10 protein-coding genes are annotated in these 13,291 nt (G+C 58.6%); 5 read left to right on the top strand and 5 right to left on the bottom strand.

The window, feature by feature from the left end; translation table 11 throughout:
* Nucleotides 1–72 precede the first annotated feature (72 nt).
* A complete protein-coding gene (locus EV286_RS26445) occupies nt 73–1,101 on the bottom strand; it encodes an ABC transporter substrate-binding protein (RefSeq protein WP_132960163.1) in 1,029 nt (342 codons plus the stop codon).
* A 182-nt stretch (nt 1,102–1,283) separates the two neighbouring features.
* Here EV286_RS26445 and EV286_RS26440 point away from each other — a divergent pair, with 182 nt between their 5' ends.
* The 4 genes from EV286_RS26440 to EV286_RS26425 all read left to right on the top strand — a co-directional run bounded on the left by EV286_RS26440 (nt 1,284) and on the right by EV286_RS26425 (nt 7,428).
* A complete protein-coding gene (locus tag EV286_RS26440) occupies nt 1,284–2,297 on the top strand; it encodes a substrate-binding domain-containing protein (RefSeq protein ID WP_132960161.1) in 1,014 nt (337 codons plus the stop codon).
* A gap of 139 nt (nt 2,298–2,436) precedes the next feature.
* Nucleotides 2,437–3,951 (top strand): ATPase domain-containing protein, encoded by a 1,515-nt coding sequence (locus EV286_RS26435; RefSeq protein WP_132960159.1) that lies wholly within the window; start codon nt 2,437–2,439, stop codon nt 3,949–3,951.
* Nucleotides 3,952–4,000: 49 nt separating this feature from the next.
* Nucleotides 4,001–6,010, top strand: coding sequence for a hybrid sensor histidine kinase/response regulator (locus EV286_RS26430; protein WP_245500839.1), 2,010 nt, complete (start codon nt 4,001–4,003; stop codon nt 6,008–6,010).
* Between the two features lie 299 nt (nt 6,011–6,309).
* Nucleotides 6,310–7,428 carry a metallophosphoesterase gene (locus tag EV286_RS26425; RefSeq protein ID WP_132960263.1) on the top strand — a complete coding sequence of 373 codons (1,119 nt, stop codon included), beginning with the start codon at nt 6,310–6,312 and terminating at the stop codon, nt 7,426–7,428.
* Nucleotides 7,429–7,448: 20 nt separating this feature from the next.
* Here EV286_RS26425 and EV286_RS26420 read toward each other — a convergent pair whose 3' ends face one another.
* A complete protein-coding gene (locus tag EV286_RS26420; RefSeq protein WP_132960156.1) occupies nt 7,449–8,372 on the bottom strand; it encodes an ArsR family transcriptional regulator in 924 nt (307 codons plus the stop codon).
* A gap of 647 nt (nt 8,373–9,019) precedes the next feature.
* On the opposite strand from EV286_RS26420, the gene ugpC reads away from it, so the two are divergent.
* Nucleotides 9,020–10,096 carry a sn-glycerol-3-phosphate ABC transporter ATP-binding protein UgpC gene (ugpC, locus tag EV286_RS26415; RefSeq protein WP_132960155.1) on the top strand — a complete coding sequence of 359 codons (1,077 nt, stop codon included), beginning with the start codon at nt 9,020–9,022 and terminating at the stop codon, nt 10,094–10,096.
* Nucleotides 10,097–10,161: 65 nt separating this feature from the next.
* Here ugpC and EV286_RS26410 read toward each other — a convergent pair whose 3' ends face one another.
* The 3 genes from EV286_RS26410 to EV286_RS26400 all read right to left on the bottom strand — a co-directional run bounded on the left by EV286_RS26410 (nt 10,162) and on the right by EV286_RS26400 (nt 13,263).
* Nucleotides 10,162–11,004, bottom strand: a complete 843-nt coding sequence (locus EV286_RS26410) for a carbohydrate ABC transporter permease (RefSeq protein ID WP_132960154.1) — start codon at nt 11,002–11,004, stop codon at nt 10,162–10,164.
* Complete coding sequence (locus EV286_RS26405) at nt 11,001–11,885, bottom strand: sugar ABC transporter permease (RefSeq protein WP_132960153.1); 885 nt, start codon at nt 11,883–11,885, stop codon at nt 11,001–11,003. Before EV286_RS26405 ends, EV286_RS26410 begins: the two co-directional genes overlap by 4 nt.
* Before the next feature lie 103 nt (nt 11,886–11,988).
* Entirely contained in the window at nt 11,989–13,263 is a 1,275-nt protein-coding gene (locus EV286_RS26400) for an extracellular solute-binding protein (protein ID WP_132960152.1), read from the bottom strand.
* Between the last annotated feature and the right edge of the window lie 28 nt (nt 13,264–13,291).

Below are 13,291 nucleotides of genomic sequence, written 5' to 3'. Positions count from 1 at the left end.
CTCCGCTCAACATCGGTGGACTTCGAGCAGACCGGAGAAGCCTCCGATCTGCTGGGACGATGGTAATGAACGTCAGTTCGCCTTCGCGCCGATCTCCTTGTCCCAGCGCGCGAGCAGGGCCTTGCGGACGTCAGGATCTCCGTATTTCTTGAAGTCGTAGTCGATGAGCTTGATGTCTTCGAAGCGAGGCGCTTCCTTGGGAACTTCCGCAGATTTGTTGGAGGGCAACTGGAAGGACTTCGCTTCCTTCATATGCGATTGCGCATCCGCGCTGAGCGCCCAGTCGTACCATTTCTTCGCGTTTTCGAGGTTCTTCGCTCCCTTGACGATCGACATCGAGCCGATCTCGTAGCCGGTGCCCTCGCAAGGGGCGACCGTCTTGATCGGAAAGCCCTCGACCGTCTGAGCCACCGCATCGTGCATGAAGACAATGCCAATGCCGGTTTCACCGCGCGCGGCTGCTTTGACCGGCGCCGACCCGGATTTCGTGTATTGGGAGACATTGGCGTTCAGCTTGCCGAGATAGTCGAAGGCTTTGTCTTCGCCCATGATCTGCACGAGCGTGGCAAGCGTGTTGTAGGATGTGCCGGACGAGTTGGGATTGGCGATCTGGATCTCGCCCTTGTAGGACGTATCAAGCAGGTCGGCCCAGCACTTCGGCTCCTTGAGGTTCTTCTTTGCCAGGATTTCCGTGTTGTAGCCCCAGCCAAGGGCTCCGGCATAGACGCCGACCGTTCGGAAGTTGGCACTTTCGGCCTGCTTCTGCGCCCAGTCCTGCAACTGGTCGAAAAGAGGCGACTTGTATTCCTGGGTCAGGCCCTCGGCGGCCGCCTGCAGGTGTGGATCGCCAGTACCCGCCCACCAGATGTCCGTCTTCGGATTGCGCGCCTCTGCGCGGATCTTTGCATAGGTTTCACCCGCTGAGAGGCGAACCATGTTGACCGTGATGTCGGTCTGTTTTTCGAACAGTCCCTTCATCAGGTCGCAGACAGCCGGATCGGCCGAGCAGATGACATTTAGATCGCCGGCCGCATGGGCGGAATAGGCGACAAGGGACGCACCCGCGGCGAGCGCTGCCGCAGCCAATTTAACGAATTGCATATCTTCCTCCAGATCGTTACGGCGCCTCCACGCCGTCCGCTTTGCAAGCGTGTGCAAAGCTTGCCCGCTGAAGAATGGGCTGTCAACGCCTTTGTTCATAAAACTGTCACAATGGACGATGCGTTTCGACTTGCACGCAAGTGCAATATAATGCAAGGCTCTGCGCAAGGGGAGGACTGTCGGTGTCGTCGAAGATTTTCATCAGCGCGCGAGAAGTCGCCGACCGGGCGGGCGTGTCACGGTCGGCCGTGTCTCGTACATTCACTCCCGGCGCGAGTGTCTCGGACGAAACGCGCAGGCGTGTCCTCGAGGCAGCTGAGGAGTTAGGCTACCACGTCAATCACCTCGCGCGCGGGCTAATGCGCAATGAGAGCGGGATCGTGTGCCTCATTGTTTCCGACGTTGCGACACCGTATCGTTCGGCGCTTCTCCGTGAGTTGACCCTGCAGCTTCAGAACAGCGGGAAGGTCGCGATGCTGATCAACACCGATCGCTCCGACGGCAGCGTCGACCGTGCCTTGCGCCAGGCCATTCGGTATCGCGCGGATGCGTCCGTCATCCTTTCCGGACTTCCGGACAAGTCGATCACGCAGCTCTGTCTGCGCAACGGCCAGAGGCTTGTGCTGATCAATCGTGACGACGATCAACCGGGGCCATTGCGGATCAATCTCGACGACTACGAGTCGGCTGGCCGGATCGCCACTGCCTTCCTTCGCGCGGGTTGCAGGCGGCTTGCTTTTGCCAACTCGGAAGCCGGAACGCCTAGCCTGATGGGCCGAGAGCGGGGCTTCGTTGCCGCCGCTGCATCCATGGGAATGGATGTCGTCGTCGAGCGCCACGGCCAGACCGGATACGAAGCGGGGAAGGTGCTGGCACAGCGTATGCTGACGCGCTCCGAGAGACCCGATGCCGTATTCTGCGCGACCGACCTCCTGGCGTGCGGCTTCATGGATGCGGCCCGTCATCAATTTGGGATTTCGATCCCAAATCAGCTCTGCGTCGCCGGTTTCGACGATATCGAGCAGGCGTCGTGGTCATCCTACGAGCTGACAACGTTCGCGCAACCAGTCGCATCCATTGCAGCAAAGGCCGTCGAATGGCTGAGCATGACGCAACTCGAAGACAGCGCGGCCGAGGTCCCGTCGATCAGGTTGCGGGCTGAGCTTGTCTGGCGCAACTCGATCCGCGGCGGCTGAGCAAGCGCGCGGCCGCAACAAAAGCGCTGCGCAGATGCGAGGGCAATATGCGGTCGCCCATTGTTTCCAATCTTGTCGTTTAGTTCCCTGGCGCGCTTCCCTTCCGTCAGACTTACTCTAGTTCTCGACAAGACGGACAATGGGTGAGGCAATCGTGACGGAAGGTGAGAAAAAGGCGGGGACCGGCATCGGCGGTCTCGATGAAATACTCGGTGGTGGCCTTTCGCGGGGCCACGTCTTTCTTCTCGAGGGAAGTCCAGGCACTGGCAAGACGACCATAGCCTTGCAGTTTCTCCTCGAAGGTGCCGCCAAGGGCGAGACAGGCCTTTATATAACGCTTTCGGAAACGGAGCAGGAACTGCGCCAGGGCGCCGCGTCGCACGGTCTCGCCATTGACGAAAACATCAATGTTTTCGAGTTGGTGCCGCCGGAGAGTCTTCTCGACGACGCCCATCAGCAGAGCCTCCTCTATTCGTCGGACCTTGAGCTTGGCGAAACGACGAAGATGATCTTTGACATGTTCGAGCGCGTTCGACCGGACCGCGTTGTGCTCGACAGTCTTTCTGAGATCAGACTGCTTGCGCAAGGCTCGCTGCGATACCGACGGCAGATTCTGGCGCTGAAGCACTACTTTGCGCGCCAGGGGTCCACCGTGCTCCTTCTGGACGACCTAACCGCCGACGTTCTTGACAAAACTGTCCACAGCGTCGTGCATGGCGTCGTCCGCCTTGAGGAGCTTGCACCGGATTATGGTGCGGAGCGAAGACGCCTGCGGGTGATCAAGTATCGTGGCCAGGCATTCCGCGGCGGCTATCACGACTTTGCCATCCGAACCGGCGGCGTGGCGGTCTATCCCCGCCTACGAGCAGTCGAACACCATAGCGAGTTTGACCGTCGTGCGGTTGGAAGCGGCAATGCAGAGCTGGACGCGTTGCTCGGGGGAGGCATCGAAAAGGGCTCCTCCACCCTCATTATTGGTCCCGCAGGGACCGGAAAGAGCCTGTTCGGATTGACGTTCGTCGGCGCTGCGGTCGCGCGTGGCGAGAAAGCGGCGGTATTCGTCTTCGACGAGGAGCTTGGACTGCTGTTCAACCGCATGAAGCCATTGGGCATTGATCTCGAAGAAATGCGCGACGACGGATCCCTGCACATCGAACAGCTGGACGCGGCGGAACTGTCGCCAGGAGAGTTCGCCCATCGTGTCCGCCAACGGGTGGATTTCGCCCAGGCCAAGACGGTCTTCATCGATAGCGTAAACGGCTATCAGGCCGCAATGCCTGAGGAAAACTCGCTTATTCTTCACATGCACGAGCTGCTGCAATACCTGAACCGACAGGGGGTTAGCACGTTCCTCACGGTGGCCCAACACGGTTTGGTTGGCGACATGAAAACGCCCGTGGACGTAACCTATCTCGCGGACTCAGTTCTCCTGCTGCGCTACTTCGAGGCGCACGGAAAGGTCCGACGAGCGGTTTCGGTGATTAAAAAGAGAACGGGAATGCATGAAGGCACGATCCGGGAGTACACCATTTCGGAAGGTGGCCTGCGCCTGGGGGCCCCGCTAAGCGAGTTCCAAGGCGTCCTCCGCGGCGTTCCAACATTCATGGGCGCGGCGCGCCCGCTGCTCGACGAGAGGAGCGAGACAAATTCCTGAGGCCCCTAGATACGCGCTAATCTATGCGCCCTCCGGGCGCGACGCCCACGTGGCGAAAGCTCTTCTCATCGAAGCAAACATCCATGCATTATCGGCCGGCAGCTTCCACGAATTCGTCGAGCTCTTGTCGGACGCGACGCTTTTTGCGGTCATAACCGAAGAGGCACTTCGTACGGAAGACATGCGGCCGCTGCATGAATGGACCAGCTCCCAGCCCCCCTGGTCAGATCTCCCATTCATCGTCCTGACACAGCGCAACGCTGGTCCGGACCGCAACCCGTCTGCCGAGAGGCTGGTCAAGGTCCTGGGCAATACGACGTTCCTCGAGCGGCCCTTCCATCCGACGACGTTCCTGAGCGTCGCCGGCACGGCACGAGCAGGCAGGTCGCGACAGTATCAAGCCCGTGCCAGCATCGAAGCGCTCAATGAGAGCGAACTTCGCCTGACGACAGCGCTTCTGGCGGGGCATCTGGGTGCGTGGGAACTCGATCTCGCTTCCCTCACCTTGGCGGCGTCGGAAGTCTGCAAGGCCGTCTTCGGACGGAAACCGGAGGATGAATTTGCCTATCAGTCGCTTCTCGAGGCAGTCCACCCTGACGACCGAGAACGCACACAGGGCAGCATTGCACGCACGATCGAAACAGGGACCGACTGCGAAATAGAGTGCAGAAACCGCTGGCCCGACGGCTCAATTCATTGGGCAGAGATCCGGGGGCGACTGGTGCGTGATCGCGACGGCCGGCCGGTGCGGATAGTGGGCGTTTCATCCGACGTGACAGCGCGAAAGGCGTCAGAAGAGCGCCTCAGGGCTGCAAATGATCTGTTGGAACAGCGCGTCGAGGAACGGACCCGCGATCTCCATGAAGCGCACAAGCGGCTCGTGACCGAGGCGGAACAGCGCGCGAAGGCGGAGGAAAGATTGCGCCAGTCGCAGAAGCTCGAGGCGCTTGGGCAGTTAACCGGGGGGGTGGCGCATGACTTCAACAACCTGCTGATGGCGATCCTTGGAAACCTGGAACTTGCGAAGAAGCGGGTTGAGCACGATTCAAAAACCGTGAAGCTTGTCCGAGGAGCGATTGAGGGCGCAAAAAGAGGAGCCGCGCTGACTCAACGGCTCCTTGCGTTCGCGCGCCAGCAGGAGCTGGAAGTCCGCCCTACCGATCTGACCGCACTCGTTTCCGGGATGCTGGAACTCCTTCAACGCTCGGTAGGATCCACCATTAGTATTGTGACGGATTTCGAAGACGATCTTGCGCCCGTGCTCGGGGACGCCAATCAGATCGAGCTCGCGCTTCTCAACCTTGCCGTCAACGCACGCGACGCAATGCCGGAAGGCGGCAGCCTGACCATATCGCTCCGCTCGCATCTGTGCTGCCAGCCAACGGACGAGCTTCCAGAGGGCTCTTATGTCTGTATGGGGGTCACGGACACAGGAACGGGAATGGACAAGGAGACGTTGCGGCGGGCGGTCGATCCTTTCTTCTCCACCAAGGAGTTGGGGAAAGGAACCGGCCTCGGTCTATCGATGATCCATGGATTGGCCCTGCAACTCGGCGGCGCGCTCAAACTTGCCAGCAAGGTTGGCGAGGGCACCACGGCCGAGCTCTGGTTCCCTTCGGCAACTGTCGCTGCCGCCGATGTCGCGAGGGAGTTCCAAGAGCCTCTCCAACGGGTGGATAGGCCACTTTCGATCCTGATCGTCGACGATGACGCGCTTATCGCGATGAGCACTGTCGGAATGCTCGAAGATCTCGGACATGTGACCATCGAGGCAAATTCACCAGCCGACGCGCTGGCGGTCGCTTCCTCTGACGCCCCGATCGATCTGATGATAACCGACTACTCAATGCCTCAGATGAACGGAGCAGAACTCGCCAGGGAGGTCCTGCAGATGCGCCCGGGACTGCCGATCGTGGTGGCAACCGGATATGCGGACCTTCCTCCCGGAGCCGGGATCGACCTGCCTCGCCTCAGCAAGCCGTATAGCCAGCAGCAACTGGCGGCGCAGATTTCGGCGCTGCTTGCGAGGTCGGAGAAAGACAAGGCTATGATCAACTGATGGCGGCGGCGATGCCCGGGACGTATCGGGGCCGCCAGCCATCAGGCGGCCTTCACGTCATTGAGGAAGCCTGTTTTCACGTCGTAGCTATAAGCGTGAACTGCGCAAGCCACCAGAAGAGACAGAAGCGCGCCTCTGATCTATCCACGCAGTCTCCGCACATCCGCAGCTCGCCACAAGGATCACGTCGGTGGGGTTCGAGGTCGATGATCGCGCCTTTCCTCGAGCGCAATGTAGCCTTCCGTGCGCCGCCGTGGTTATGATTGAGCAATGATATCGCACAAGCCCAATTACCCTACATGTTTCATCTGATCTTCGGACTTCCCTGGCTGATCGTTGCCACCCGGTTCATCTTACCGCTTCCATGGCACCTCTCGATCAAGATCGTTGTCGCCTTGCTTCTCCTGATCGCGTCTCAGTATCATTACTTCAGCCGTCTCTCGTCAGGTTCGGTGTTCGCACCTGAGTTCCCCCGGCCGCTTGTCATTGCGTTCAACCTGCTGATGGCGACCACGCTCATTCTCGCGGTGTTCCAGATCGTCCTGGATGTCGTTTCAGTGGCTCTGATACCCTCCAGAGGATTCACTCTCGCAGTGCCTCCGATGGTTCGGTACACGATGGGCGCGGCGGCTCTGGGCCTGAGTGCGTTCGGGGTTTTTCAGGCTATCCGCGTTCCGTCTTTGAAGGACATGGAGATCGCTATCCCCGGGCTTCCTGCCTCGTTGGACGGCTATCAGATTGTCCAACTCACCGACCTCCACATCAGCCGTCTTTTTCCACGCGCATGGGTCGATGCCGTAGTGGCACGGACGAACGCGCTGAATGCTGACGTGATTCTCATGACCGGCGACCTGATCGACGGAAGCGTCGAGGATCGCCGTGAAGACGTCGCGCCCATAGCGAAATTGCGTGCCCGTGACGGTGTGTACGCGATCCCCGGGAACCACGAGTACTTCTTCGATTACCAAGAGTGGATGCGGGAATACGAGCGCCTGAAGCTGCGTCCGCTTTTGAACGCTCATACGGTGATCGAGCGGGACGGCTCCAGCATCGTGATTGCAGGAGTGACGGACCGTTCGGCGGCCCGCTTCGGTGCCACTGCCCCCGATCTTGCGGCTGCGCTCGAAGGTACGCCTGCCAAGGCTCCCGTCATCCTTCTCGATCACCAGCCCATGTTCGCCGCGCGGTCGGCCAAGGCCGGCGTCGCGCTGCAGCTGTCCGGCCATACCCATGGAGGGATGGTTGTCGGTCTGAACCGCCTTGTCGCCCGCGCGAACAATGGCTTCGTTTCCGGACTGTACAAGGTCGCCAGGATGCAGCTCTACGTCAACAAAGGGACAGCACTTTGGCCGGGCTTTGCCGTTAGGCTCGGGATTATGTCGGAGTTGACGCGCATCACATTGAGGCGGACGGACTGAGCCGCCAGCATTCTGTTGGGTCAGACATGTAGTCGCATGACGATATCACGACCGCAATTGCCGAATCCGCGGCCGAAAATATTCACGCCGCCAGTGTGGTCGGCATTGTCTGCGATGCCGACCCGAAGTCGAATGGAAGAGTGGCGGTCTAGTGCGAGATCGCTGAGCGTAACATTCGATGCGGCGACATCGTCAATAAAGGTTCCTCGCGGGGTTATGCGCCATGTCTTCATCGTACCATATTGCGAGCCTTCAAGCTTCCACCATGGTGGAGTGAACGCGCCGCGCTTGTCACCATAGTCGCCGGGCGAGGTCCAGGTTCCGATAGCCATGCCATTGACCCAGAGCGTTATATCCGAGGGCCAGTCGGAATTAGTGCCAGGCACTTCCGACGAAAGTTCCAACGAGAATTCGATCGCATGGACATCCTTGTTGAGAACCTTCGCATTGTTAGGGAATTTATATTCCACATACCCCCTGCCAAACCAGACTAGCCCAGCCTGCATGCGCTGTGGGTCTAGAAAATAGTCAGGAACATCCAGTGGGCCTATGACGCTCTCGGTAGAACAAAGCCCACATGGCGCAAATACGTCACAACTGGTGTAGAGGCCGACCGGCATCTCGACCTCAATAGTATTATCGGCCCTTTCGGCTGCGCTTTGTTCGAAACTGATCAGAATTTCGCTGTAGATCGCGGAGCAGATCTTCTGGTTTCCCTTCCGGGCTTTCGCCAGACGGGAATCGACAAGCCGGGCGTCTTCCAAAATCTGGATGCCGGTCGCGACGGTCGATTGAGGGAGGGAAAGGGCGCGCGCGATGTCGTTGATATTCATCGGCCCTCTGGCGCAGAGCAGCTTGAGCATCTCGATCCGCGCCGGCGCCGAAAGCGCGCGTATTGCGTCATCGTTCTGGCCGGCTGCAATCGTCAAAAACGAGCGTTCCATGACCCCTCCATAATCTACAATGAACGGATGTATATCGGAAATTATGATCCATCAAGTGAGGTGGGTCCGGTAGTGGCGAAGTAAAGAATATGGCGCGCGCGAACACGATGCCGCGATGCTTGTTGCTCGCAAAAAATCATCGCGTCCGAATGTACATTTGAGCGCGATCGCAAACTTGGCAAATTTCCCCGTGATTGGCCTTCCATTGTAGTAGAGACCCGCTTCTGCGCCAAACTCCGCGACGTTTTTCGGGCCGGAGTTTTAATCTATCGGGCCGACGGGAATGATGGCGCAGGAAGCGGTTTTCCAGCGGAGTGAGGCCGTATGAAACTAGGGAGTAGGTCGCACTTATGAAAACCCATCTTTGTTCAGCGTTTGAAACAGAATGGTCCGATGACTAGCGCGACGGAGGAGCCGTTTGCGGCGCGAAATTTATCGGTCGCAGCCGATCGCGAAGTGATCCTGGTTCGGAAATTCAGGATATTCATGATTATTCAAGCGGGCAGGAGTTTCCGCCCCGGAGTCCGGCATCACTCCCTCGGCAGACGCATGAGAGATACAAAGCGCGCTGCACCTTTTTGCACAGGCCAATGATATCTTGACTTCCGGTATATACCGGAAAGAATGGTTCAATACAGGAGGAACGCATGGCAGAGATCAGGCTTGAAAATGTCACCAAGAGCTTCGGCAACGTCAAAGTCATCGAGGATATATCGCTGACAGTCCGATCCGGGGAATTGTTGGTCTTTCTGGGGCCCTCGGGTTCTGGAAAATCTACCCTGTTGCGGATGATTGCCGGACTTGAGACGATCACCAGCGGAGCCTTGAGCATAGACGGCGTGCGGAGCGAGACGCTGGCACCGGGTCAGCGTAAGCTGGCTATGGTTTTCCAGAACTATGCGCTTTATCCTCACATGACGGTCCGGGACAATATGGCTTTCGGCTTGCGAAACATAGGCGTGCCGGAAAGGGACATCGACCAGCGCGTTGCCGAAGCCGCGCGGATGCTGGAGATGGTTGCGCTACTCGAAAGGAGGCCCGCCCAACTTTCGGGTGGGCAGCGCCAGCGCGTCGCCATCGGTCGTGCGATCGTCAAGGATCCGACGGCCTTTCTCTTGGACGAGCCTCTTTCCAATCTCGATGCCGCGCTACGCGTGCGCACTCGCGTCGAGTTGGCAGAGCTTCACCAACGCATGAAGTCGACGATGATCTATGTGACGCATGACCAGACCGAGGCCATGACGCTCGCCGACAGGATCGTCGTGCTCAACAACTGCCGAATTGAACAGATCGGCACGCCGATGGAGGTCTATCTCAAGCCAGCATCGCGCTTTGTTGCAGGCTTTGTCGGCAGCCCGGCGATGAATTTTCTGCCTGTGGATCTGCTGCCCGGTGGGAATCTGCGGCTGGGAAACGGCGCCGAGTTGAGGATCTCGCCACCGCAGTCAGGCCCTGGTCGCTACGAACTCGGAATCAGGCCGGAAGCGGTAAGGGTCTTGCAAGGCGAAGATGTCGCTGCGCAGGTCAGTGAGGCCAAGGTTGGTGTCGTGGAGCGGCTCGGCGACCGTACACTCCTTTATTGCAGCATGAAGGATGGCAACGAAGTGATTGCCCAGGATGCAGGGCGTTGCAATGTCCAGCCGGGCGATACCGTCTTCATCTCCTTCGACACGAGTGCCGTCCACCTCTTTGACCAACACGGCAAGGCGCATCACGTGCACTGACGGGTAAAATCCCCGCACAGGCAAAAAGGGGAGGGACCGGCCGCGATTCCTCCCCCTGTTCAACGTCACCCCTTGATGCCGGCCGACAAAGTGATTGCTTCGGTCACCCGTCGCTGGAACACGAGATAGGCGATTGCGACCGGCAGGCCGGCAAGCACGGCTGCGGAGAGCTGTCGAGCATAGTAGACCCCGAAGGCATCGTTGACCTGCGTTATGCCTACGGTGATGGTCATCATGTCTGTCTGCGTCACGGCCAGGAACGGCCAGAGAAAGGCGTTCCAGGACCATATGAAAGTGACGATGGCAAGTGCCGCCGTCACCCCCCAGTTCATGGGCATGTAGACCCGCGTGAGAATGCGCCACTCCGAGGCATTGTCCATGACGGCGGCCTCTCGAAAATCCTTCGGCACCCCGTCAAAGAACTGCTTGTAGACTATGACGATCACTGGGTGGATCAACTGCGGAAGCACGATGCCGCTCCAGGTGTTAAGAAGTCCAAGGCTTGCAACGAGTTCGAAGTGATTGACGATCATAGTTTGCAGGGGGACCATGAAACTCGCCAGGATTAGCCACCACAGCGGGCGGCGGAGCGGAAATTCAAGCTGCGATATCGCATAACCGCAAAGCAGCGATGAAGAGACCGTCAGCACGGTGACCGCAAGCGCCGTCACGATCGAGTTCAAATACCATGTGCCGATCTGTGTCTGGGTCAGTGCGAAGACATAATGTGAGATGGTGAAGGTGTCTGGCCATAGTTCAATATAGGGCCGAACCACTTCGTCCTCCGGTTTCAGTGAGGAGACAACCCCCCAGTAGAGCGGAAACGCCCAGAGCACAGCGATGATGACCGTGGTCAGCGTAATGGCAAAACCCGCGAGGTTAAGCCGCTTTGCCGTTTTCGGGGTCATCGCGCGCCTCCTTTTGACAGCCGTGTGAGCTGGAAGTTGATCACCGAGACGACGATGACGATCATGAACAGAACGACTGCCGCCGCGGCCGCACGACCTCCCTGGTCGGACTGGAAGGCGCGCTGGAAGACGTAGTAGACGAGAACGAGATTGTCGTTGGGGCGGCCACCGGTCGAAAACAAATAGACCTGGTCGAAGATCTTCAGCTGCAGGATCAATTGGATGGTGAGGACCAAGGCTGTGATCGGCCACATCAGTGGCCAGGTGACCTGCCGGAACGTTATCCAGCGACCGGCATTGTCGAGTGCAGCTGCCTCATAGATCTCGGCGGGGATTGCGCGAAGGCCCGCAAGAAACAGAAGGATGGAGAAGCCGGCAGTCCACCAGATGGTAATGAAAGCAACGGCCGGCATGAACCAGACTGTCGATTTGAAAATCGGGACCCGGCTTATCCCCAACATGTCGAAGAGATACATTGCGATGCCGAACTGGAAATTCAGGGTCCAGTCCCAAATCAGGTAGACGACCGACACGGGCAGAATATAGGGCAGAAAGAACAGCGCCAGCACGAAGGCCTGTAGCCGTCCCGCAAGTCGATTTATGCCGAGCGCGATGGCGAAGGCGGCAAAAGTCCCAGGCACGACCGTCAGCAAGACGAAATAGGCGGTGTTCCACAGTGCTGTGTCGAAGCGCCGTTCGCCCCACAGACGCGCATAATTCTCAAAGCCGACATAGGCGCCGCCCCCGATCAGCGGGGCGTCCGTGAAGCTCGTTATGAAGAGCCTGACCATCGGGTAGATGAAGACCAGACCGTAGATCGCGACGAAAGGCGCGACCAACACGGCGGCGATCAAAGCCTCGCTTCGTTTGTTCCTGAGCATGGGTCTCGCAAGCTTCCGTCGTTCCAGAAGAGGCGCCCGTCCTGGGCGTCGAGAAGACTGTCGACAGGTCGCAGCAAGGTGCCGCGACCTGTCTTGGGAGGTATCAGAGATCGTTAAGTTCGACCTTGATGTCCTTGACGGCTTCGGCCGGATCCATCTCGTTGTTGAGCGTGGGAACGAAGTAAGTGGACATCACGTCGAAGATCGGTCCCGCCACGCCGGCAAGCGGCGTCTTCGGATCGAAGATCATGTGGGCCGTCAGTGGAGAATAGCTCGCGTTCGGCTCCATGGCCTTGTATTCCGCGCTTGCGGTCACCGGTCCGTAAGCGGGGATGTGACCGGCACTTGCCCAGTAGAGCGAGTTTTTGGAGAGCCAGGAAATGACTTCCAGGACGGCTGCTCTTTTCTCCGCCGTGATCTCCTTTCCTTTGTTGGCAGGAATGGCAAAGGTATGGCTGTCTGCGTAGGTTGAGGGGTGATCGAAGAGTACAGGAAGTTCTACGGCACCCCATTCAAACAGTTTGCCCTGCTTGTGAAGGTCGACCATGGTCGGCACTTCCCAGACCCCGTTGATCATCATCGCGGCCTCGCCTGAGGTGAAGAGTGCGACGGTTGCCGGATAGTCGGTATAGGTGGATTGCAGCTCGTCTTTGGTCCAGCCTTGGAGAAGGGTGAGCGCGTTTTGCAGTTTATCGCCGTTGTCACCAGCGAGAAATTCGCCGTCGGTCAGAAGCTCCCCGTCCTGCTGGCCCATCAAGGAGTAGATTGTCCGGAACATGAAGTTGCCATCAGCGGTCACCGATCCGAGCGGGAACTTTACACCGGCGTCCTTCAACCCTTTCAGCGTCGCCTCGAAGTTCTCACGACTGTCGAGCCCTTTCGGCTTGCCGTCTTCAGTCAAAAGACCCGCTTTGGCCAGGATATCCTTGTTGTAGTAAAGCACGATCGGATGGGTGTCGAAGGGGACCGCATATTGTTTGCCGTCTACCGAAACGGCGTCCCACGTGGTTGCGGCGTAGGCGTCCTTCGCAAGACCCATCTTGGACCAATCGTCGGCGGTTATCTCCTGGACAATCCCCTGCTTTACTGCGAGCGGAATGCGACTGGCGTGATAGGTCATGATATCAGGTGCCTCGCCCACCGAGGCTGCCGTCTGAACCTTGGAATAAAACGGCGTGCCCCATTCCAGGGTGGTCGCCTCGATCTTGATCTTCCCCTCATGGGCCTTGTTGAAATCGGCGATCATCTGCTTCATGCGCACGCCGTCGCCACCGCTGAGGAAATCCCACCAGGCAACGGTTTCCTGCGCATGGGCAGCGGATCCGAACAGTGCGGTTGCGACCAGCATACACTTTGCGAGTTTGAGCATTCTGAGCATGATATTCTCCTCCCTTGTTGCTTGCGGC

This window comes from Rhizobium sp. BK251 (genome assembly GCF_004345245.1).
Lineage (GTDB): Bacteria > Pseudomonadota > Alphaproteobacteria > Rhizobiales > Rhizobiaceae > Rhizobium.
This window is presented reverse-complemented; position numbering and strand designations above follow the sequence as displayed.

What these genes read in the sequence shown, in the direction of transcription:
- EV286_RS26445 (WP_132960163.1), bottom strand. Translation starts at nt 1,101, where the DNA reads ATGCAATTCGTTAAATTGGCTGCGGCAGCGCTCGCCGCGGGTGCGTCC.
- EV286_RS26435 (WP_132960159.1), top strand. Translation starts at nt 2,437, where the DNA reads ATGGGTGAGGCAATCGTGACGGAAGGTGAGAAAAAGGCGGGGACCGGC.
- EV286_RS26425 (WP_132960263.1), top strand. Translation starts at nt 6,310, where the DNA reads ATGTTTCATCTGATCTTCGGACTTCCCTGGCTGATCGTTGCCACCCGG.
- EV286_RS26420 (WP_132960156.1), bottom strand. Translation starts at nt 8,372, where the DNA reads ATGGAACGCTCGTTTTTGACGATTGCAGCCGGCCAGAACGATGACGCA.
- ugpC (WP_132960155.1), top strand. Translation starts at nt 9,020, where the DNA reads ATGGCAGAGATCAGGCTTGAAAATGTCACCAAGAGCTTCGGCAACGTC.
- EV286_RS26410 (WP_132960154.1), bottom strand. Translation starts at nt 11,004, where the DNA reads ATGACCCCGAAAACGGCAAAGCGGCTTAACCTCGCGGGTTTTGCCATT.
- EV286_RS26405 (WP_132960153.1), bottom strand. Translation starts at nt 11,885, where the DNA reads ATGCTCAGGAACAAACGAAGCGAGGCTTTGATCGCCGCCGTGTTGGTC.
- EV286_RS26400 (WP_132960152.1), bottom strand. Translation starts at nt 13,263, where the DNA reads ATGCTCAGAATGCTCAAACTCGCAAAGTGTATGCTGGTCGCAACCGCA.